22 protein-coding genes are annotated in these 22244 nt (G+C 40.0%); 13 read left to right on the forward strand and 9 right to left on the reverse strand.

All coding sequences use genetic code 11. The features are described 5' to 3' along the window. From btuF to mtnN, 3 genes are read right to left on the reverse strand one after another with little or no spacing between them, the layout of a single operon-like run. On the reverse strand, positions 1-816 hold the full coding sequence (gene btuF, locus AAFM34_RS02540; RefSeq protein ID WP_341659650.1) for a vitamin B12 ABC transporter substrate-binding protein BtuF: 816 nt from the start codon (positions 814-816) through the stop codon (positions 1-3). Further along, positions 817-1770, reverse strand: a complete 954-nt coding sequence (locus AAFM34_RS02545; RefSeq protein ID WP_341659778.1) for a cobalamin biosynthesis family protein — start codon at positions 1768-1770, stop codon at positions 817-819. A 23-nt stretch (positions 1771-1793) separates the two neighbouring features. Continuing rightward, a complete protein-coding gene (gene mtnN, locus AAFM34_RS02550; protein WP_341659652.1) occupies positions 1794-2492 on the reverse strand; it encodes a 5'-methylthioadenosine/S-adenosylhomocysteine nucleosidase in 699 nt (232 codons plus the stop codon). A gap of 276 nt (positions 2493-2768) precedes the next feature. On the opposite strand from mtnN, the gene rpsO reads away from it, so the two are divergent. The 6 genes from rpsO (at position 2769) to AAFM34_RS02580 (ending at position 10518) form a co-directional block, all read left to right on the forward strand. Continuing rightward, on the forward strand, positions 2769-3038 hold the full coding sequence (gene rpsO, locus AAFM34_RS02555; RefSeq protein WP_006957756.1) for a 30S ribosomal protein S15: 270 nt from the start codon (positions 2769-2771) through the stop codon (positions 3036-3038). A 320-nt stretch (positions 3039-3358) separates the two neighbouring features. Continuing rightward, positions 3359-5494 (forward strand): polyribonucleotide nucleotidyltransferase, encoded by a 2136-nt coding sequence (gene pnp / locus AAFM34_RS02560; RefSeq protein WP_341659665.1) that lies wholly within the window; start codon positions 3359-3361, stop codon positions 5492-5494. A gap of 99 nt (positions 5495-5593) precedes the next feature. Continuing rightward, positions 5594-6514 (forward strand): lipoprotein NlpI, encoded by a 921-nt coding sequence (gene nlpI, locus AAFM34_RS02565; RefSeq protein ID WP_341659667.1) that lies wholly within the window; start codon positions 5594-5596, stop codon positions 6512-6514. Positions 6515-6720: 206 nt separating this feature from the next. Beyond that, positions 6721-8061 carry an MATE family efflux transporter gene (locus tag AAFM34_RS02570; protein WP_341659780.1) on the forward strand — a complete coding sequence of 447 codons (1341 nt, stop codon included), beginning with the start codon at positions 6721-6723 and terminating at the stop codon, positions 8059-8061. 373 nt (positions 8062-8434) lie between these two features. Then, complete coding sequence (gene vpsR, locus AAFM34_RS02575; protein WP_341659670.1) at positions 8435-9769, forward strand: cyclic-di-GMP-binding transcriptional regulator VpsR; 1335 nt, start codon at positions 8435-8437, stop codon at positions 9767-9769. A gap of 497 nt (positions 9770-10266) precedes the next feature. Continuing rightward, the gene (locus tag AAFM34_RS02580) at positions 10267-10518 is read left to right on the forward strand and encodes a DUF1127 domain-containing protein (RefSeq protein ID WP_341659672.1); all 252 of its coding nucleotides are present in this window, start codon (positions 10267-10269) and stop codon (positions 10516-10518) included. Between the two features lie 70 nt (positions 10519-10588). Here AAFM34_RS02580 and AAFM34_RS02585 read toward each other — a convergent pair whose 3' ends face one another. Beyond that, a complete protein-coding gene (locus tag AAFM34_RS02585; protein WP_341659674.1) occupies positions 10589-11623 on the reverse strand; it encodes an NADP(H)-dependent aldo-keto reductase in 1035 nt (344 codons plus the stop codon). 125 nt (positions 11624-11748) lie between these two features. Here AAFM34_RS02585 and AAFM34_RS02590 point away from each other — a divergent pair, with 125 nt between their 5' ends. Continuing rightward, positions 11749-12060, forward strand: coding sequence for a DUF6482 family protein (locus AAFM34_RS02590; RefSeq protein ID WP_341659676.1), 312 nt, complete (start codon positions 11749-11751; stop codon positions 12058-12060). On the opposite strand, the gene mutH is transcribed toward AAFM34_RS02590, so the two are convergent. Then, positions 12057-12722 carry a DNA mismatch repair endonuclease MutH gene (mutH, locus tag AAFM34_RS02595; RefSeq protein ID WP_341659678.1) on the reverse strand — a complete coding sequence of 222 codons (666 nt, stop codon included), beginning with the start codon at positions 12720-12722 and terminating at the stop codon, positions 12057-12059. The genes AAFM34_RS02590 and mutH overlap by 4 nt on opposite strands. A gap of 617 nt (positions 12723-13339) precedes the next feature. Here mutH and rppH point away from each other — a divergent pair. The 6 genes from rppH (at position 13340) to trpR (ending at position 19136) form a co-directional block, all read left to right on the forward strand. Beyond that, entirely contained in the window at positions 13340-13870 is a 531-nt protein-coding gene (gene rppH, locus AAFM34_RS02600; RefSeq protein ID WP_341659680.1) for an RNA pyrophosphohydrolase, read from the forward strand. A gap of 2 nt (positions 13871-13872) precedes the next feature. Beyond that, positions 13873-16116, forward strand: a complete 2244-nt coding sequence (gene ptsP, locus AAFM34_RS02605; protein ID WP_341659681.1) for a phosphoenolpyruvate--protein phosphotransferase — start codon at positions 13873-13875, stop codon at positions 16114-16116. 33 nt (positions 16117-16149) lie between these two features. Further along, complete coding sequence (locus AAFM34_RS02610) at positions 16150-16920, forward strand: sulfite exporter TauE/SafE family protein (RefSeq protein WP_341659782.1); 771 nt, start codon at positions 16150-16152, stop codon at positions 16918-16920. Between the two features lie 45 nt (positions 16921-16965). Continuing rightward, the gene (lgt, locus tag AAFM34_RS02615) at positions 16966-17787 is read left to right on the forward strand and encodes a prolipoprotein diacylglyceryl transferase (RefSeq protein WP_160931992.1); all 822 of its coding nucleotides are present in this window, start codon (positions 16966-16968) and stop codon (positions 17785-17787) included. Positions 17788-17801: 14 nt separating this feature from the next. Continuing rightward, positions 17802-18626, forward strand: a complete 825-nt coding sequence (locus tag AAFM34_RS02620) for a thymidylate synthase (protein ID WP_341659684.1) — start codon at positions 17802-17804, stop codon at positions 18624-18626. 228 nt (positions 18627-18854) lie between these two features. Next, positions 18855-19136, forward strand: a complete 282-nt coding sequence (gene trpR, locus AAFM34_RS02625; RefSeq protein ID WP_341659687.1) for a trp operon repressor — start codon at positions 18855-18857, stop codon at positions 19134-19136. A 73-nt stretch (positions 19137-19209) separates the two neighbouring features. On the opposite strand, the gene AAFM34_RS02630 is transcribed toward trpR, so the two are convergent. The 4 genes from AAFM34_RS02630 to AAFM34_RS02645 all read right to left on the reverse strand — a co-directional run bounded on the left by AAFM34_RS02630 (position 19210) and on the right by AAFM34_RS02645 (position 22192). Beyond that, entirely contained in the window at positions 19210-20103 is an 894-nt protein-coding gene (locus AAFM34_RS02630) for an EamA family transporter (protein ID WP_341659689.1), read from the reverse strand. A gap of 17 nt (positions 20104-20120) precedes the next feature. Then, the gene (locus tag AAFM34_RS02635) at positions 20121-21068 is read right to left on the reverse strand and encodes an alpha/beta hydrolase (protein WP_341659691.1); all 948 of its coding nucleotides are present in this window, start codon (positions 21066-21068) and stop codon (positions 20121-20123) included. Further along, positions 21061-21651 (reverse strand): flavodoxin family protein, encoded by a 591-nt coding sequence (locus tag AAFM34_RS02640; protein ID WP_341659693.1) that lies wholly within the window; start codon positions 21649-21651, stop codon positions 21061-21063. Before AAFM34_RS02640 ends, AAFM34_RS02635 begins: the two co-directional genes overlap by 8 nt. A 73-nt stretch (positions 21652-21724) precedes the next feature. Further along, a complete protein-coding gene (locus AAFM34_RS02645) occupies positions 21725-22192 on the reverse strand; it encodes an iron-containing redox enzyme family protein (protein WP_341659695.1) in 468 nt (155 codons plus the stop codon). Between the last annotated feature and the right edge of the window lie 52 nt (positions 22193-22244).

Genomic DNA, 22244 nt, shown 5'->3' on the forward strand with positions numbered 1-22244 from the left:
TCATTTTTTCAAAGTTTCAAAATAAGTGCACACTTGATCAATGGCTTTGAGGGTTCTTGGTGTTGGTCTGCTTAACCAGTCTGAATTGATAGACCAGATATGATGGTTTTGCACCGCTGTCATTTGTGTCTTCCACTTTGCCCATAAAGAGGTGGCTGAGGAAGATTGTGATGCGAAAATCACATCCGGGTTTTTCAAAATAACTTGTTCTTTACCCACTTGTGGATAGGGAACCGGGCTATTCTCAAATACATTGACTCCACCACAAAAAGAAAAAACTTCGCTTGGCCAATGGTTTTTGGCGACCGTCATAAGTGGTTGTTCGCTCAACTGATAGAAATAGCGAATAGGAGTGTCCACTTGGTATTTTTGTTTTATCTCGGACAGTTGCTGCCTAAAGCTTTTTGCAGCCTGCTGGCCTATATCAGGATCAGCGGCATACAAACTAAGTTTTTCAAGATAACTGGCAATATCGTCTAGTGACTGAATATTTATAGGGTAAACATTGATATTAAATGCTTTGAGTTTGTCTATTTCTTTAGCTGGATTTCCTCCAGGCCATGCGACCACAAGATCTGGTCTAAGTGCGATAATGCGCTCTAATTTAAGGCCTTGATGATTCGCTACAGTTTCAATCTGCTTTGCCTGGGGTGGGTAATCACTGTACTCACTTACAGCAACTAACTTATCTCCAAGGCCCGCAGCGTATAATAGCTCTGTGATGTGAGGAGCCAAACTTATTACGCGTTCGACGGGTGCTGCGAATAAATTTGTCGTGAAAAGAATTAATAATAAAACTAGGCGCTGAAACAGCATTTAAATTCCTTGATATACGGCGACCATGATAACGCTTTGCAGTACTATCCAAGCAAACATTCGCCATGCGAGTAAACGCTGTACTTGGGCAATATGAATCGCAGAGGGGGCAATCCTGCCGCCAAGTTTACTTCGAACCGCCTTACTTCCATCGTACATTGCAGGGCCACCTAAAGAGAGCTGTTGTTTTGCTCCGACAGAAACAAGTAACCATGCAGGCCCTGGTAGTGGCCATGTGCTTGCTTGTGATTTGAGAAGGGCAAAGACCTCTCGAGTTCTTCCGCCAATAGCTATCATGAGAGCAAAAAGGCGCAGTGGGACATAGTCCAAGATAGCAACCAATTGAATAACCGGAACACCAAAAGGAGAAAATCGCTTACGTGAGGGAGACCAAGCTCTGGCTAGTTCAACAGTCATACGATAAAGAAAAGCTCCCATACCTCCCGCCAACGCATACCAAAACAGTACTGCAACAACATTTCTTCCGTAAGACATGATAAGGGTTTCCGCTCCTGCTTTACCCAAACCCAGTAATGACAATGAACGAGTAGAACGATTAACGATCGGAGTTAGAAGCATTTTGGCATGTTCTTTATCTTCTCTTGCCAAAGCCAGCACAAATTGGTTGGTGAACTTATCTGTATTGCGCCAATCGATCGCGAGTAGCAGCAGAGCCAAATCAAATAATTGGGCTTGCCATACCAGTGGCTTAAGTGCAATAAGAAGGGCAAGCATGGGGAGAGTCATGAGCAGCATTGCTAACGTGCCAGATAGCATGCTTTGCGAATAACTTGAGTTAGTATTGACCTTATCAGCGAGCTGCTCTGCAAATTTATGCCATAGAATCGCTGGGTGAGCTTCGCGTGGAAAAGGAAGGATAAGATGAAACAGTAAAGCGCCCCACAATACCAGTAAGGCGCCATTTGAGTAGAGCTGATTAAAGAGAGTTTCCACGTTCATCAGCACTTCCGTTGTTACTATGCTTTGAGCAGGTTGACCATTTTAAATACCATTTCAGATGAACTTTTCGCTGCTAAAGGTAGGAATTCATCAAAACTCATCGGAGATTCTTTATCTGCAACATCAGAGATTGCGCGAACAACGACGAAAGGCACTTTGAATTGATGACAAACCTGAGCAATTGCAGACGCTTCCATTTCTACCGCTACCACAGATGGGAAATGCTGGCGAATAAAGGATTGTCTTTCGCTAGAGCAGACAAAGGTATCACCTGTACAAATCAACCCGCGAACAGCGTGTTTGCCTTCTATTTGAGATAAGGCTTTTTCTGCCGCATCCATTAATTTCAAGTCCGCGGAAAAGGCTGCTGGTTGGCCCGCCATTTGGCCCATTTCGTAGCCAAATGCAGTGACATCGGCATCATGATGGCGTACCTCTGTAGAAATAACTACGTCGCCTAAGCTCAAGGATGAATCGAAGCCTCCGGCCGACCCCGTGTTGATCACAATATCTGGCTGATATTCGTCTAAAAGAATTGTCGTTCCAATAGCAGCTGCAACTTTGCCAATGCCAGACTGGAGAAGAACCACATCTACACCATCAAGTTGACCCGAGAAAAAGGTACAACCTGCTTTAGATGCTTGTGTCATGTTTGCGATTGCTTGTTTAAGGAGAGTAACTTCTTGCTCCATTGCACCTATAATGCCAATTTTCATGCAGATTCCTGTTATTTCAGAAAGATAGGATATGTTGTACTAAGTGTAACAGAAATGCGGCAGATAGGAATGAAGAGTGAATCGAACCATTGTTTATTGGGCTAAGCATAAAGCGTATGTAAATAATGCTATTGATGGTGCGGCAGGGTGATAGGGTCGATGATGAATTTTCTATTGCTTAAGCAAAGCCTATCGCCTATAATCCGCGCTTCTCGTGTCGGCTGAATCAGAGATTGGCTGGCACAATGTTTAACTTACTCTTATTAGGAGAGAATTATGTCTCTGAATGCAGAAACTAAAGCAGCAATCGTTGCTGACTACGCACGTGGCGAAGGCGACACAGGTTCACCAGAAGTTCAAGTAGCTCTACTTACTGCTTCTATTAACCACCTACAAGGTCACTTCAAAGCACATAAAGGCGATCACCACAGCCGTCGTGGTCTGCTACGTATGGTTTCTCGTCGTCGTAAGCTTCTAGACTACCTAAAAGGTAAAGATCTAGATCGTTACCATGACCTAATCAAGCGTCTAGGCCTACGTCGCTAATTTAGCGATTGCATAGAACAGTTTGTCGAAAAAGGGGCTTTTTGCCCCTTTTTTGTTGGCTAAATTTAGCCAAATCAAATTTAACTCGTTATACTACGCACGCACGTTCTCTTATTGTATGAGTTCGTCAAGGTATAGCTCATTACATTACAGTCAACCTCGTCGACCAAAAGGTCGCGGCTATTATAAATGTCATTACTGCTCACCGGTTTGGTGGAGCTCAAATAGTGCATTTTTACTAGTCGCGATTTGTAGTGTCTTGAGTGTCATTTAACACACTCTGAGAGTCAGTTTGGGGCTTTCAGAACCAAGGAATAACAATGTTCGAAAAACCAGTTGTTAAAACGTTTCAGTACGGTAACCACACCGTTACTCTAGAAACTGGCGTTATTGCTCGTCAAGCGACCGCAGCAGTAATGGTCACTATGGATGATACAGCCGTATTTGTATCTGTTGTTGGTAAAAAAGAAGCCGTTGAAGGTCAAGACTTTTTCCCATTAACTGTAAACTACCAAGAGCGTACATACGCTGCAGGTAAAATTCCTGGTGGTTTCTTTAAGCGTGAAGGCCGCCCTTCAGAAGGTGAAACTTTGACGGCTCGTCTTATTGACCGTCCAATTCGCCCACTTTTCCCTGATGCGTTCAAAAACGAAGTGCAAGTTATTGCTACTGTCGTTTCTGTTAACCCAGATGTTCAGCCAGATATTGTTACCATGATAGGTACATCTGCGGCTCTTGCTATCTCTGGTATTCCGTTTAACGGCCCTATTGGTGCTGCTCGTGTTGGTCATATTGATGGTCAATTAGTGCTTAACCCAAGCGAGACTGAATTGGCGACTTCTAAGTTAGATCTTGTGGTTGCGGGTACTGAGTCTGCGGTACTTATGGTTGAGTCTGAAGCGGATAACCTAACAGAAGAAGAAATGCTATCTGCGGTAGTATATGGTCACGACCAACAGCAAGCGGTTATCAAAGCGATTAACGAGTTTAAAGCTGAAGTCGCGACACCTGCTTGGGATTGGGTTGCACCAGAAGAGAACACAGCGCTTAACACTAAGATAGCTGAACTTGCAGAAACTAAGCTTGTTGAAGCATACCAAATTACTGAAAAAATGGCGCGTTACGATCGCATCCACGAGATCGCTGCGGAAGTTAACGAAGTGCTGCTTGCTGAAAATCCAGAAGCAAACACAAAAGAAATCCACACCATCTTCCATGATCTAGAAAAGACGGTAGTACGTCGTAGTATCATCGCTGGTAATCCACGTATCGATGGTCGTGAAAAAGATATGGTTCGTGCGCTTGATGTTCGCACCGGCGTTCTTCCTCGTACTCACGGTTCCTCACTATTTACTCGTGGTGAAACACAGGCGCTTGTTACTGCGACACTAGGTACGCAGCGTGACGCGCAAATTATTGACGAGCTAACGGGTGAGCGTAAAGATCACTTCCTACTACACTATAACTTCCCTCCATATTGTGTTGGTGAAACAGGCTTTGTTGGTTCTCCTAAGCGTCGTGAAATCGGCCACGGTAAACTTGCTAAGCGTGGTATTGCTGCTGTCATGCCTTCTGTCGATGAGTTCCCATACACAGTACGTGTTGTATCAGAAATCACAGAATCTAACGGTTCTTCTTCAATGGCTTCTGTATGTGGTACTTCCCTAGCTCTTATGGACGCTGGTGTACCAATCAAGTCTTCGGTTGCTGGTATTGCAATGGGTCTAGTTAAAGAAGGTGATGATTTTGTTGTCCTTTCTGACATTCTTGGTGACGAAGACCACCTAGGCGACATGGACTTTAAAGTTGCAGGTACTAACGAAGGTATCACTGCACTACAAATGGATATCAAGATCGAAGGTATCACTAAAGAGATCATGCAAATTGCGCTTAACCAAGCTCAAGGCGCGCGCAAGCACATTCTGTCAGTGATGGATGAAGCCATCTCTGATGCTCGTGAAGATATCTCTGAATTCGCACCTCGTATCCATACGATGAAGATTAGTGCTGAAAAGATCAAAGATGTGATTGGTAAAGGTGGCGCTGTTATTCGCTCTCTAACTGAAGAGACAGGCACTACTATAGAAATTGAAGATGATGGTACGATCAAGATTGCGGCTACAGAAGGTACTGCAGCTAAAGAAGCTATTCGTCGTATCGAAGAGATCACAGCAGAAGTTGAAGTTGGCCGTATATACTTAGGTAAGGTTGCTCGCCTTGCTGACTTTGGTGCATTTGTTACTATTCTTCCGGGTAAAGACGGTCTGGTTCACATCTCTCAAATCGCGGAGAAGCGTGTTGAGAAAGTGTCTGACTACCTCACTGAAGGTCAAGAAGTTCAGGTTAAAGTGCTTGAAATTGATCGTCAAGGGCGTGTACGTCTTAGCATGAAAGAAGCAGTTGAAAAGCCTGCTGAAGAAACGGTAGCAGATAAACCATCTGTTGATGCCGAGTAATTAGCTTATTTGGCTTAAAGCATGTTATAAAGGGAGCATTGAGCTCCCTTTTTTATGCCTATTAGGTAATCAGGGTTTTAGCGATAGGAGTATTTATCTGTGAAATGGTTTCAAGCTGCCATATTAAGCATGACTTTATTGGGTAACCTAGGTTGTTCCTCTTTGATTGACCGTCAACCCGATTGGGTATTACCTCCTATGGTGGAAGCTCTGCAACCAACATTACAGCAAGAAGTGCAAATCGCTAGGTTGAGTCAATTGCTTCAAAGGAATGATTTGCCAAATGAAACTCGAGCTAAGATGTACTTTGAAAGAGGGAATTATTACGATAGTGTAGGCTTGAGAAATTTAGCAAGGCTGGATTATGAACAGTCGTTGGCTATTGTCCCTGCTCAAGCCGACTTGTTTAATTTACTCGGTGTTTACTTTACCGAGAATAGAAACTTTGATGCTGCGTATGATGCATTTGACTCCGCTTTAGAATTGGCACCTGATAATGTTTACGCTGCCCGAAACAGGGCAATTGCTTTGTACTATGGCGATCGGTTTGAGTTAGCCCTTGAAGATATGCAAAAGCACTATGATCAAGATCCGACTGACCCTTTCAGAGCTTTATGGCTTTATATAGTGAAGTCTGAGGTCTATCCTGATGTTGCAAAACAAGAGCTAGAACTAAGCTATAAAAATGCTGACAGGCAATGGGGGTGGTTTCTTGTTGCAATCATGTTAGGCGAAGTTTCTGAAAAAGATGCATTTAATGCAATATACGGTACGAGTAAAGATAGAACGGTTCGGGCACAACGATTGACGGAAGCATATTTTTATTTGGGTAAACGTTATCAGTCAAAGGGAACTGAGCGTGATTTAGCCAAAGCCGTTTCTTTCTATAAGTTAGCGATTTCCTTCAACGTTTTTGATTATGTTGAGCATCGCTATGCATTTCTTGAGCTTCAGGGAATCTATGAGCAAATACAGAAAAGGGAATTATCGAGTTCATTGGAGAAACAAGCATCCCTCTAACCCATTTATTTAAGTTTGAAACCGCAGTTTAATCATGCTGCGGTTTTTTATTGCAAGAACAAGTTACGTAAAAGCACAGCACATAGGCGCTAAACAAAGAACTAACAATCAAACAAAGAGTTTTCTACCCCTATATTAAACTAGGCACTAAACAATGAACTTGCGTGATTTATATCGCTTATCCTGTTCTAATACAATGGTTTTCTATGCAAATATCGATACATCGTCAGTTTTTTAAATATACCTTTCCAACAGTATTAGCAATGCTAGTCTCAGGTTTTTACCAAGTTGTGGATGGTATATTTATAGGTCGTTATGTAGGGGCTGATGGCTTAGCAGGAATCAACGTCGCATGGCCAATCATTGGCTCTATTCTAGCTATAGGTATGATGGTTGGTGTCGGAACAGGGGCGCTTATTTCCATCCATCAAGGCCAACAAGATAGCAAAGGAGCTAAACAAGTTCTTTCGACAGGCTTATTACTACTAGGTTTGTTGATGCCAATTATTGCCAGTGGTTTGTACTGGTTATCTGACGATTTTCTGCGCTGGCAAGGGGTTCAAGAGCGTATATTTGAGTTGGGGCTGCAATATTTGGAGGTTCTTATCCTTGCTTGTGTGTTTACGCTGGGATCCATTGCGATGCCATTTTTATTGCGTAATGACAATAGTCCTAATCTTGCCACTTATTTGATGATTGTAGGCGCTTTGCTTAATATTCTTTTTGACTATGTTTTCATTGCCCTTTGGGGGTGGGAATTAACCGGTGCTGCTATCGCTACTGGGTTAGCTCAGATGTTTGTAAGCCTAGTCGGTGTGCTCTATTTTTTTTCCCATAAAGCGACATTGCGTCTTCGCATGTCAGATCTAAGGCCCAAGTTATATTTGGCACCTAAGATAGTCAGCATTGGTTTTGCAAGCTTTTTTATGTACGCTTACGGTGCAATTATGATTGCTGTTCACAACAGTCTCTTTTCACATTATGGTGATCAGATGATCATTGGGGCTTATGCGATCCTTGGCTATATTGTCACGGTTTACTACCTCATTGCAGAGGGCATCGCAAATGGTATGCAGCCGCTGGTAAGTTATAATCATGGGGCTAACCAGCAAGAAAATGTCAGAAAGTTACTTAGAATGGCAATAATAAGCACAGTAACCATTGGGCTGGGAGCTGTGTGCTTATTGAACCTATTTCCCAAAGAGTTTGTATCAGTATTTAATCACACCAATGAAGCCTTGATTGGAAATGCTATTATAGGGATTCGCTTACATTTATTTGCACTAGCATTTGATGGTTTTCTAGTGGTCGCTGCAGCTTATTACCAAGCAATTAATAAAGGATCAAAAGCGATGTTTGTTACTGTAGGAAATATCGCCATTCAATTACCATTTCTGTATATAATGCCGAAGTTAATTGGTATTACAGGTATATGGATCGCTTACCCCATGTCGAACATAACTTTAAGTTTGTTTGTTATTGTCATGTTAGTTAAGGATGTGCGTGACTATAAAGCACAACAGGCAGAGCGATATTTAGCATCATGATCTTGTTACTAACTAGATAAACTTAGCATGTGCTTGGTGGTTTTTTATTCATTTTTTTGTTTTTAAATTCACTTTGAAATTATTTAAATTAGTAATAATATATTTTCCTATAGCCCATTAGAGATCACTCAGTTTAAAACTTATATTATTCAGGTGTTTATAGGAGAATTTGGCTCAATATCTCGTTTTGCGAGGCTTTATTGATTCTTCCATCAGTTCTATAGCGAAAAATTTTCTGTAAATTATATAATTCACTCACTAGTCTTAATCTTGAGACAGATTATCTAGGCGAGTCTCGATAATGTAACGTTTGCGTTAGCGTGTTTTCGGGAACACATTATTACAATTCAAAAAAATGAAAGGGATGTATTGCATGGCTAGTCAATTCCGAATGGACTCTATTCCTGGTTCACTGATTGTTGTAGGCGGGACATATGAACCATGGTTATCAGTCCTAGAGCAGGTCGGATGGCGCTGTACTCAGTGTGCAGACTTGCGTCAAGCGGATTCATTATTTACTGAGACAGGACCGTGTATTGGTATCGTTGATTTGAGTCACGATGAATTTAGTCTTAATGGTATCGCAAATTTAGTTAGCAATCATAAGCAAGTTCGTTGGCTTGCATTTATCCGAGAATCTCAGCTAAGTTCTGATACTATTTGCCAGTTCATTGTTAACTTTTGTATCGACTTTTTTACAGCCCCAATACCAGACGCTCAGTTATTGAGTACTATTGGTCATCAACTTGGCATGTTAAAGCTAGAGAAGAAAGTATGGCCTCATTACGGTAGCAATGACGATATGGGACTAATTGGCAATTCAATTCCATTGAAACGTCTACGTGATCAAATTAAACGTATAGGACCAACTGATGTCAGTATTTTGATTTACGGAGAAAGTGGTACCGGTAAAGAAACGGTTGCTAGAGCAGTGCATAAAACATCATCTCGTTCTCAGAAAGAGTTTATTTCGGTTAACTGCCGTGCAATGTCTGAAAGAAGGTTGGAAAGTGATCTTTTTGGTATTAATCGAGATGATTTATCTGAGCCATCAATTCTAGAGAAAGCGGATGGCGGAACGATTCTACTTAATGATATTCTGACTTTACCTCATTCTCAGCAACTCAATCTATTACGATTTTTGCAGGAAGGCACTATAGATACAGAAGAAGGAATAAAAGAGGTAGATGTTCGCATCTTAGCCGCAAATTCTGGTGATATTGAAAAGGCGCTAATGGATGGTAATTTTAATGATGAGTTATACCATTACATCAACGTATTACGTATTAATGTACCAAGCTTAAAAGAACGAGCGTGTGACATTGCCATTTTAGCTCGTCATTTTCTCCAAGAATACTCTAAAGAATATAATGCTCAGGCAAGAAGTTTTACTGAAAAAGCGGTTCGCGATCTTACTCGATACCACTGGCCTGGAAATGTTCGCGAGTTAATGAACCAGATAAAACGCATTGTTCTAATGTCAGACACTGTTATGTTGGATGAGCAACACCTAGATTTGCCCAAGCGAAGTGAAGTGAAGCGCAGTTTAAAGAGCATACGTGAGAGTAGTGAAAGGGACGCATTACTGCTCGTCCTGGAATCGCACTCAGGGCAAGTTGCCATGGCAGCGAAAGAGCTCGGTGTTTCGCGTGCTACTATGTACAGGTTGCTCAATAAGCATAACTTAATTGCCGATATTGCTAGCTAGGTATGATGGGATACGACCACATTTTTTATAATGTGGTTATATTTCTTTTGTACGACTATTCATAGTAGATAAATTGCTATTTTCATTTATCTTAAGAGAAATATTACGTTTCACTTATCTTGATGGGATAAAATTCAGATGAAAGTTTCTTATTATAAGTTATTGATAAAAACACATTGAAATATAACTCAATATGCATAGAATTGTCATGTGATTTAAAAATTACACCCACATTAAATGGATTAATTATTTTCTTGGAGGCGAACAATGACACATTTCAAATTTGTACCATCGATCAATGCCTCTACTTTTGGTTTTTTCTTTATCTCAGATAAAAGCACTACATCCGGTGCCTGTGATTTTAAGAGTAAAAAAGTAATTTAATTAATCCGAGTCTATTTATTTTAATTGGCTGCGGAGAGAGCAGCGAATTAAAATAAAGCCTACCTCAGGTTTACTCGTTGACTTTCCTCGGCCACACCGATTGGAGAATCATTATGAGTCATTCTGTTTATTTAAAACTTGCTATTTTCTTAGTTAAAATTGATTTACGTCGTGAAGAAAGACAGTGGAAACGTCGAGTTCGTCGTGCTGCATTTCAAATCCCTTTTGCTAACGAGCACCTTATGCGTGATGTAGGTTTAGAAAAAGGTGGCCGTTGCATTGGAGATACTGTCCCTGATGATGTGAAAACCGAACGCCGTATTCGCCACCTTCGACGAGTGCTCTCTTCGCGAATACCGACGTAATTTATCGGGCCAATTGAGTTTCAATTGGCCCCAAACTACAGCCAGTTGGTTTATCTAACTGGCTTTTTCTTTAAGGACATGGGTTGGAGTAAGTTGTTCCGATATCTTGAAGCTCAGTAAGTAGCTCCTCACTGAGCTCAATGTCTAGGCTATCAATGTTTGCTTTTAGCTGTTCCAAATTGGTTGAGCCTATAATGGTAGAAGCGACGAAAGGTCTTTGATTAACGAACGCTAAGGCCATTTGTGCTGGCTCTAAACCATGTTTTCTTGCCAAATTTACATAAGATTCCGTTGCTTGAATTCCTTGAGGTGTGAAATAACGCACAAAACGCTCAAATAACGAGCATCTAGCTCCTTTGGGACGAGAATTATTTAGATATTTACCACTAAGGCATCCAAATGCGAGTGGTGAGTATGCTAATAACTCAACACCTTCATAGTGACTAATTTCTGATAATCCTACTTCAAAGCTTCTATTCAGAAGGTTATATGGGTTCTGGATAGAAACAATACGCGGAAGTTCATGTTTTTCTGCTAAACGGAGCAGAGTCATGACACCCCATGGTGTTTCATTGGAAACACCGATATAACGTATTTTTCCTGCTTGAACTAGACCAGCTAGGCTTTCTAAAGTCTCGATTAAGGTCACATCCTCTTGTTGGCTAGGATATGGATAATTGAGTTGGCCGAAGCAATTTGTTCGTCTTTGTGGCCAGTGAAGCTGATAAAGGTCTATATGATCCGTTTGCAGTCGCTTCAAACTGCCATCGATTGCTTGATGAATATTACGCCTATCAAGGCTCATATTATCACGGATGTAGGGTATATTTCTTGGGCCTGCTATTTTGGTTGCCAGTACGACTTTTTCTCTTCTACCAGACTTTTTCAGCCAGTTACCAATGTATGTTTCGGTTAATCCTTGACTCTCTGAATTGGGCGGGACTGGATACATCTCCGCTGTGTCTATAAAGTTTATTCCTCGCTCTAGTGCATAATCTAGTTGCTCAAATGCTTCTCGTTCTGAATTTTGTTCACCATAGGTCATAGTGCCGAGACATATTTGACTGATTTCAAGAGATGAGTGAGGTAACTTATTGTATTGCATGAATCTTCCTTACCCTAATCGCTATTTATACCAATATAGGATATCGAAACACCAGATGAAATCTAACTTAGTAACAATTTCGCAAAACTGCTGGTTTTAACTAAAATTTAACATGGAGGTGAGGTATGCAAAAAAGTCAGCTAGATAAATGGATCCATGGCCATCATAAAGATAGCTATCAGCCACCAAGAGTTTTTGTGATCGGGTGTTCTGATCTCTCACACTACCTGCTTGCAGTGGAATATAAACACAGATTAGAGCCGATCAAAGAAAAAGATGAACCTATCCACTTCGAGTCTTTGGACTTGGTTAGAGAAGCACTGTTAAAGCTCGGGGTGGAGAAAGCTTACTTGCGCTTGCATAATACTTATGATGAATGCGGGGCTGGAGATGGACCATTGTACAATGATGTTGAGTTGTCCCTAACGACACACTAGCAAAAGTTGTTTGCCAAAATATGCGAGGTAAACTGCGTACGGAGGTAGAAACCACGTGGTAATGTCATAATAGGTTTTCCTGAAGCCCCATATGCTTCCGTCAAAGCGCGACTGTGGGCTGCTTTGGGCCTCAGTTGCAGAATTTGGCCGTGGTGAGCGGTAATTTTTTCAACTTGACCTAGTACGATCATTTCCATTAGCTCTTCCCAGTCAGCTTTAAGTTGAGCATTTTCTTCGTTACTAGGGGTCCAGATAAGTGGTGTTCCTACACGGCGTTCAGCAAGAGGGATTTCTCGCTCTCCTTCAACTGGAACCCATAGTACTCGAGAAAGCTTATTACATACGTGGCTAGTTTCCCATGTTAACCCCTGAATCCCAGTTAATGGTGCCACACATACAAAGGTTGTTTCTAATGGTTTACCAGTGTAACTCACAGGGATGGTTTTTAGTTCGATTCCTAGGTGCTTAAAATCCTGCTCAGCTTTGCTTCCTGCGGTAGCACCTAGGTGCCATTCTAACAGCTGTCCCACCCAGCCTTTGTCTTTTTTTAGGTTTGGCGGAACAGTGAGCTTGGCTTCTTGTGCTAGCTCTTTAAAGCTAACACCAGCTAGCTCCATTGAACGGTTGAACAGCTCTTGCTCAGATTTTGGCTCAATTTTCATAGTGTCTATTTGATCTTTAGTACGACGTTAGTGTATCGGATTTATAGTTAAAAGTGTCTACTGTTGATCTTAATAGATGGAAAGATCATCAGCAATCAACTTATCCACAGCCTATGTAGGTACATAGTAAAATGTAAATGGGGGAGTGTATGAATAAACAGGTTTTTTTGATGATTTAGGGCTTGTTTTTTGCGAAATCTTTGCCTTTGGTAAGATCATTTTGTGGATAAATTGAGCCTTGATGGATCTTTGACCGATCTAAGTTTGAGTAGTGATTCTAACCTTAACTGTTCAGTGTTACCACTATAAGTTTACATTTAACATTCTGATTTTAATTAAATTTGTATTCTTATTTGGTCGAGAAATTTATCTTTGGTTTTAATGTTAAGACTAAGTTGTTCTCTGTTTTTTGAATTCTTCACATACTTATACACAGAAAAGGTGAATAAATGTGGTGAGCATCGCATTGTAATGTGAATAACTATTTAGTAGTAGGGATTCTATTCATAAATTGCTTTGCAGTGCATGTTTTATGTGTCAATTGGAAGAGTAAGTTTGCTACATCTGGGGATATGTGGAAAAATCACAGTAATTAAGAATTTATTAGAGGTTGGCCAGTGATAGATGGCGATGGTTACCGCTTGAATGTGGGGATAGTAATTTGTAACAACCATGGTCAGGTCTTCTGGGCTAAACGATACGGACAACATTCATGGCAATTTCCTCAAGGAGGAATTGACGATGGTGAAACTCCCGAGCAGGCAATGTATAGGGAGTTATATGAAGAGGTTGGTCTTACTGATAAGGATGTTAAGATAGTAGCAACGAGTCGTCATTGGTTAAGATATAAGTTACCCAAAAGATTGGTTCGCTGGGACTCCAAACCTGTCTGTATTGGACAAAAACAGAAATGGTTTCTTCTTCGTTTGGACTGTGATGAAACACGGATTAATATGCAACGAGGAAATGCCCCTGAGTTTGATGGTTGGCGATGGGTAAGTTATTGGTACCCTGTAAGGCAAGTGGTGTCTTTTAAACGGGATGTTTACCGCAGGGCAATGAAAGAGTTCTCTTCGGTGGCTATGCCATTTAAGGAGCGTAAAGCGAAAGGTAAGCGCAAGCATAAGCATAAGCATAGAAGAGGGTAGACATGCTTTCTCAACTAAGGGACATTGTTGAACAGGTATCCAAATTAGATGATATTCATCAGGCCTTAAAGGTTCTCGTTACTCAAACGTGCAGTGCTATGAAGACTGAGTGCTGTACTGTTTACCTTGCCAATGAAGACATGCAGCGTTTAGAGTTGATGGCTACACAGGGGCTTAAATTCAAAGGAAAAAAAATCCACATAAACTTCAGCGAAGGGCTGGTCGGTTTAGTTAAGCGTAGTGCTGAACCTCTAAATCTTGCAGAAGCTTCAAAGCACCCTAATTTCAAATACTTCTCTCAACTTGGTGAGAAGATCTATCACAGCTTTCTTGGCACCCCCATTATTTACCGCAGGCAAGTACTTGGCGTTTTAGTCGTTCAGCAAAGGCAACCCCGTCAATTCAATGAAATTGAAGAGTCATTTTTAGTAACGCTTGCGGCTCAGTTAGCTGTGATTATTGCTCATGCCCAAAGCCAAGGCCAATGGCGTCTAGAGAAAGGTCAAGATGATATTAGAGGTATTGCTGCCTCTTCTGGTGTTGCAATTGGCGAGTTTCGTTGGGATGACACTCTAGTTGATTTATCAGAGGTGTACCCAGCATCCACTTTAGATATCGAACGTGAGCAAGAGGTATTACTGTTAGCGATTGAAGAAGCTCTCGGTGATTTTCGTAGAATGCGAAAAAAGTTTGATGGTGAAATCAATAAAGACGCATTGGCTATCTTTGATCTTTTTACCCACTTGCTCAATGACCCTATGCTCCGCAAGGATCTCAAAAGTCAGGTGCAAAAAGGAGACCGAGCTGACTGGGCATTGAGGCAAGTGGTTGAGAATTATTCTAATCGCTTTGCAAAAATGTCAGATGTGTATATGCGTGAACGGGCTCAGGATGTGAAAGAACTCGGACAGCGCCTACTTTTTTTTCTCCAAAATACCGAAAGGTGTCAACCAGAATTTGAAAAACCTGTAATTCTGGTCGTTCGTGAGTTGACAGCAACATTACTTGCATCCATACCGAGAGAAAAGTTACTTGCCGTTGTCGCTCTTGAAGGTGCGGCAAACTCTCACGCAGCAATATTATCTCGTGCTCTCGGTATCCCCACTGTGATGGGGGTTACGTTAAACCTAAGGGAAATTAATGGTAGGGATGGCATCGTTGATGGGTACAGTGGCAAGCTATTTATCTCACCTAATCACCAACTGCTGAGGGAATATCGAGAGTTGGTTGAAGAAGAGGGGGAGCTTGCCACCTTAGTTAACCAAAAAGCTCTTGAGCCTGCGCAGACCAAGGACAATGTACGTATCGAAATAATGCTCAACGCCGGACTTAGCGCTGATGCTAACATAGCGATAAATCAAGGCGTTGATGGTGTGGGTTTATACAGAACTGAAATTTCTTTTTTACTCCACCACCGCTTTCCATCTGAGGAGGAGCAGGTTCTCCAATATAAATCGGTTCTTAGCACTTATCCTGATAAGCGTGTTGTAATGCGCACTTTAGATATAGGGGGAGATAAAGCTTTACCTTACCTCCCTATCGAGGAAGATAATCCTTTCCTTGGGTGGCGAGGAATTCGTTTTACCCTTGATCATCCTGATATTTTTGTTATGCAAATAAGAGCTATGATGAAAGCGAGCGTCGATCATCAAAATCTCAGTATTCTACTTCCCATGGTTTCAGGAACTCAGGAGCTTGATAGTGCTTTGGAGTTGATCGAACGTGCTCATCAAGAACTTGCTAAGCAAGACAGTAGAATTGCTATGCCAGCGATTGGAGTCATGGTTGAGGTCCCTTCAATGATATATTTATTGCCTCTTATCGCAGAAAAAGTCGACTTTGTATCTATAGGAACCAACGATCTCACTCAATACTTGCTGGCGGTTGATCGAAATAATGCTCGGGTGGCTGACGTTTATGAATCGATGCACCCTTCTGTTGTGATGGCGCTTGAGCATATCCATCAAACTTGTGAACAACTTAAGTTACCTGTGTGTATTTGCGGCGAGTTGGCTGGCGACCCTATTGGCGCTCTGCTTATGGTCGGTCTTGGATATCGAAGTTTGAGTATGAATACCTCCAATGTGGCGAAAGTTAAATATTTACTTCGGCATACGGACAGCCACGAATTACAGGAACTAGCAGCTCAGGCCTTGATGAAGCCATATGGTAATGATATTTATGCGATGATGAAAAGCTTCTTTGCTGACAAAGGCTTCTCTGGCTTTATCCGCGCAGGAAAATAAAAAAGGAACGATGTGAATATTGAATTTTTGGCCATGCTAGTCCTTCTTGGGGGGATTGTGGGGATAATGGCAGGGCTACTAGGTATTGGCGGCGGTTTAATTGTAGTGCCTGCTTTATTATTTCTTTTGCCGCTTGCCGGAATTGATCCCGCAATTAGCATGCAAATAGCGTTAGCTACTTCTCTTGCATCAATTATTGTCACTTCAGGTTCTTCAGCTTTTAATCATTTCAAGCTCGGAAATGTTGATATCCATGTTGTTAAGTGGTTGATGCCTGGAGTTATTGTTGGTGGTTTTTTCGGAGCAAATATTGCCGAATGGTTACCAACTGAATATTTGCCTAAGGTCTTTGGTTTTATTGTGTTAGGTTTGGCTATCCAAATGTTGTTCTCGATTAAAAGGCAGAGCACTAAAACCATGCCAGGCAACTTGGCGACTATCTCTATTGGAACTGGTATAGGTATGGTATCAAGCCTTGCAGGTATTGGTGGAGGTTCGTTGTCTGTTCCTTTTCTTAACCGTCATGGTGTGGAAATGCGCAAGGCTGTTGGCTCTTCCTCAGTGTGCGGGTGTTTTATTGCCATGGCAGGAATGATAGGTTTCATCTTGCATGGTTATCAGGCACAATCTCTGCCAATGTATAGTTTGGGCTATGTTTATTTACCTGCCCTTCTCGCGATTGCATCAGCGTCCATGTTGACGACACGTATTGGTGCTAAAATGGCGACATCTTTGCCGACTAATGCATTGAAAAAAATCTTTGCGGTGTTTTTGCTCTTTGTAGCGGGAACTATGCTGTGGTAACGAACTCTCATTAAATTATCTTAACACCAAAAGAGTGGTAGTTTTATGTCTCAAGGATTCCTTGAATTCCCCAATATCGATCCCGTTTTGATCTCACTTGGGCCTTTATCAATTCGTTGGTACGGTTTGATGTATTTAATTGGTTTTGCGTTTGCTCTCTGGTTGGCTAATAGGCGAGCAGACCAAGCAGATAGCGGTTGGACAAGGGAACAGGTTTCGGATCTCTTGTTTGCTGGATTCCTTGGGGTCGTCATCGGCGGTCGTATCGGGTATGTTGTATTCTATAACTTTGATCTCTTCCTACAAGATCCTCTTTACTTATTTAAAGTTTGGACTGGCGGCATGTCATTCCATGGTGGTTTGTTGGGTGTGATTAGCGCCATGTTCTGGTATGCCAAAAAGAATGGCCGTACGTTTTTCGGTGTTGCTGACTTTATCGCCCCACTGGTTCCTTTTGGTTTAGGTATGGGTAGACTTGGTAACTTTATGAACGGCGAGCTTTGGGGACGTGTAACGGATGTGCCATGGGCAATGGTTTTCCCAACCGGCGGGCCTCTACCTCGCCATCCTTCTCAGTTATATGAAATGGCCCTTGAAGGGATTGTTTTGTTTCTGATCTTGAATTGGTTTATCAAAAAGCCGCGTCCACTTGGCGCCGTGTCTGGATTGTTTTTAGCGGGCTATGGTTCATTCCGTTTCTTAGTTGAATATGTTCGTGAACCCGATGCGCACTTAGGATTATTTGGCGGCTTTATATCCATGGGTCAAATTTTGTCATTGCCTATGGTTATTGGCGGCATTTTGATGATGTTGTGGGCATATAAACGTGGCCACTATAAAGATGTGATCCCACAGCAGACGAAATAAAATAAGGAACAAATGTGAAACAATATTTAGAGTTGTTGGAAGATGTGTATCAAAATGGTGGGCAAAAATCTGACAGAACTGGAACTGGGACTCGCTCGGTATTTGGTCGTATGTATCGTGTTGATTTATCGAAAGGGTTCCCACTTTTAACCACTAAAAAGGTTTTCTTTAAAGGTGTCGTGAATGAGTTACTTTGGTTCATATCCGGTAGTACCAATATCAATGATTTAGATTCAAAGATTTGGGACGAATGGGCATTAGAAGATGGCTCTTTAGGCCCTATATATGGTAAACAGTGGACTGCATGGGAATGTAAAGAAGGGGGACCGATCAATCAAATTGATTATGTGGTTGATTTGTTAAAAAACAATCCTACATCTCGTCGTATTCTTTTTCATGCTTGGAATGTGGAGTATTTACCTACTGAAAAGCTTAGCCCTAAAGAAAATGTTCGTGCAGGAAAAATGGCTCTTCCTCCCTGTCATTTGTTATACCAGTTTCAAGTATCAGACAATAAATTAAACTTAATGTGCACAGTTCGGTCCAACGATCTGTTCTTGGGTCACCCATTTAACACGGCTCAAGCTGCTTTGTGGGTACATATGTTGGCCCAGCAATGTGATTTAGAAGTTGGAGAGTTGATAATGTCGATCGGAGATGCACATATTTATAACAATCATATGGCACAAGTTGAAGAACAATTATCTCGTATTCCAAGGAAGCTTCCTACTCTAAAACTAAACCGAAAACCTGATACAATCTATGGTTACAAGCTAGAAGATTTTGAATTAGAAGGATATGAACCTTATCCTGCAATTACGGCCTCTGTTGCAGTTTAAACTACGGTGAGAGTTCATCCGATTTTGGCGGATGAACACACTATGATTTTTTATTATTGTGTATTTTTACCAATAAAAACTTAATCTTTTCTTTAAGAATAATATCTATTTAAATTATAGTTAACATTCGCTATGATCAAACTTATGCATGTTAATTTTCAATTAGTACTAATATTAAAAAATAATCTAGACTAATGGATTTGTATTTTTTACTAAAAGGGTAGAGCTATGTCTAACAAGCAAGCATTTGAAATGTTAATCAAGACCTTGTATCGGATAAATTCAACTTCGGATATGGAGCTAATATTGAATTGTATTCTTACAAAGAAAGAGATAGAAGATATTTCAGATCGTTTAAATATTTATAACGAACTTATAAATAGTAAAAGTCCACAACGAGAAATTGCTTGTAATCTAGGTGTAAGCATTTCTAAAATAACACGAGGGGCTGCTAATTTACAAGATAAAAAAATAGAAGATTTTCTAAAAAATAAAATTTTTAATAACTAGTCAATTAGTGTTATAAACTGACTAGTTTAATTATACTAAAAATTTTATATAGATTAAATTACAATCTATATGTTTATTTTTTAAAATTTAAGTGTCTTGTGAAATTAATCTGTGTCATGGCAACTCCTATAATGATGGTTACAGAGCTTAAAATGAAGTGTAAGTTTAAACCTTCATGAAGTAGTGATTCACTAATAGATACTGCAAACAGCGGAATTAGGAGAGTATAGGGCGATAGAGTTGTTATTGCATACCTATTGAGTAAATGGTACCAGATAGCAAAACCTATAACTCCTCCACTGAGCGCTACATATAATAAAACAAGCCATGTCATTACTGAGCTTTGGCTAAGTGCCGTAAAGATATTGCCTTCCTTCGCTAAGGCCATCGTAAGCATAAAAGGAATTGAGAAAATAGCTGAAAAGCAGTTCATGCTAATAGGATCGAATGGGCCCAGTTTTTTGGTCAAAACAGTTCCAATGGAAAATGAAAAAGCGGCAAGAGTAACGAATATTCCTCCTATAATATTTGCTTTTAGGTCTATTCCGCCAAACATGAATATAATGCCAACAAAAGCAACTGATATGCCTAGTATAGAGGATTTTTTTATATTATCCCCCAATATTAATGCTGAGAGTATAATTGTGAATATAGGCGTTAGTTGATATATAACAGCGGAAGTCGCTGCTGGAATTAAAGCTATCCCTTGGTAAAGTAAAAAGAAATGAATACTAGTCGAGAATAATGAAATAATTGCCATTTTACATAAAATTTTTATATCTACTTTATTCATAAATGGAAATAAAAATGCACTTATAATTGAGAATCTAATTAACAATATAGTAAACAGTGGGATTTCCTCCGAGACTATTTTCACTCCAGTTACTTGAGATCCCCAGAGAATCATAACTAAGAGGCAAAGTAAAACATCTAAGGCTTTCATATTTTTTATAGTATTAGTTATCATATTTTGGTAATAATCTATTAATAATTGTTATCATTTAAAAATCTAAGTATCAAATTATAGACTTTATCCGGCTTCTCTAGATAAGGGAGATGACCTGCTTCGATTATATGAGTGTAAATATTATTTGATTTGTTAGAATATTGAATAGAATTAGTGTGATCAAATATATTATCATACTTTCCCCAAATAATTAGTATCTGATTTGGAAATTTATCTAATGCTCCATCTAGACCGTCAAGAATAAAGGGTCGCATGTCTTTTGCATAACGTTCACGTATATGTATGGCTTTTTTGTTAACACGTGCTAGATAGTTTCCAATTAACTTTGGAATCTTAGGTGGGTTATAAAAAAGCAGTGCGTAAAGATTTTTAAGCTGATTATAATTTGTGTAACTAAATGGATGTTGACCGTTATGAAGATAATTTTCTATGACTTCAGTCTTTCTCTCTCCTTTAAAACCTGCAGGTCCAATCAGTATCAATTTTCTAGCAATAGTAGGTTTTTGCTTTATCAATATACCTGCAATTAGGCCACCGACAGAAGCTCCAATTAATATACATGGCTGTTTTATATCTATTTTATCTATAAAGTCACTAACACGCTCGGCTTGAGCTATTGGAGTAAGAGCAGCGTCAGGTGAAACTCTTGTTGTTCCACCACCTGGTAAATCTGGAATAATAAGTTCATAATTTGAAGTTAATTTATAAATCTCGTTTCCCCATTGATATTTATGACTACCAAAACCTGGCAATAGAATAACTGGTAAACCTTTTCCTCCACGTAAAAAACTCCAGTTTACACTACCAACTTTTACTCTTTCTTCTTTTAATTGATAGCAGTACCGTATTTTCAACCTGGTATAGGTTAAAAAAAATTTTGGAATAGTGATAATCAAAAAATTATAAAGAAGTGATAGTATGATAAAAAATGCCAATATAATGAAAACAAATGATCCACTAGGCATATACTTGCTCCTTAATGAGTATCCCTGCATTAAGCCTATAAGAAACCGAAATCATTCTATCCAATGTCTCTTCAAGTGCTTCAAGTGCTTCAAGGTCATCTGAAGCTTGACCGAGCATACCCATGAACAGAACAGGAAAACCAGAACCAGCCAAAATCATTTTATTTAGCATAATGTTGAGAACTATCTGGGAATATACAGATGTATGTCCATATCGGCGACCTATAACAATTACTGATGCGACCTTGTCTTTTAGTGGCCTGTCCAATGGTCGAAAATATCCGTAACCAGCACGCTCTAAAAAAGCTTGAAAGCGACTATTTGTGCCATATGCATGCATAACTGGCATGTAAATAATGCCATCGGCTTTAAACATTTCTCTAACAATACTTTCCATATCATCATTAATTGAACAAGGTTGATGGGAACACTTGTTATCACCATCACATAATTCAATGTTTTTTTCTGATAGATAAATGTAAGAAACTTCTGCTTTCCCTTTTATATATTGTTTTATTAATTTACAAACCTGCCTACTAATTCCGTGAAGTCTATTAGAGCCAACAATTACGCAAATTTTCATTATTTATACCCTGTGAAGTATTCTTACCGCCACAAAGTATGTGGCGGTTAATTATTGATTAGATAAAGATTTATTATTTATAAACAGGTGATAAATATTCTCGATATACTTGCTCTAAAATTTGTCCTGTTAAATATAAAGTCGTCACCGCTGTGTTTATAATATCTTCCTGTTCTTCTTCTGTCGGTTCGCAAAATGAAATGGCTTCATTTACTTCTTCAGCATGTCTAGAATCAATTTCGGAGTGGGCTATGAAAAAAGTCATATTGTTTTTTGTTAGATTTAAGTCATTGGATAATTTTTTAAGTAATGGGTCTATATGATCATAGCAACTTTCAGCCCAATAGCTATAGCCTAACCTTGCGACGGCTCCTTTATCAAGTGCTACTTTGTATAAATAAGAAATTAGAGCTTGAGTAGCCGGTAATGGATTTTTATCTCTAAAATTTTCATCATATAGATTAACACTTTTAAGATCGTGAATGACCATATTTTCGTGCCCTAGCTCTTCTAATGCATGTTTATATACAAAGCGAAGCAATCTACGATTTTCAGGAGATGTACAATAAGCTGAAGCTGCTTGGTTTATTTAG

Source organism: Vibrio sp. (assembly GCF_038138445.1).
Classification (GTDB): domain Bacteria; phylum Pseudomonadota; class Gammaproteobacteria; order Enterobacterales; family Vibrionaceae; genus Vibrio.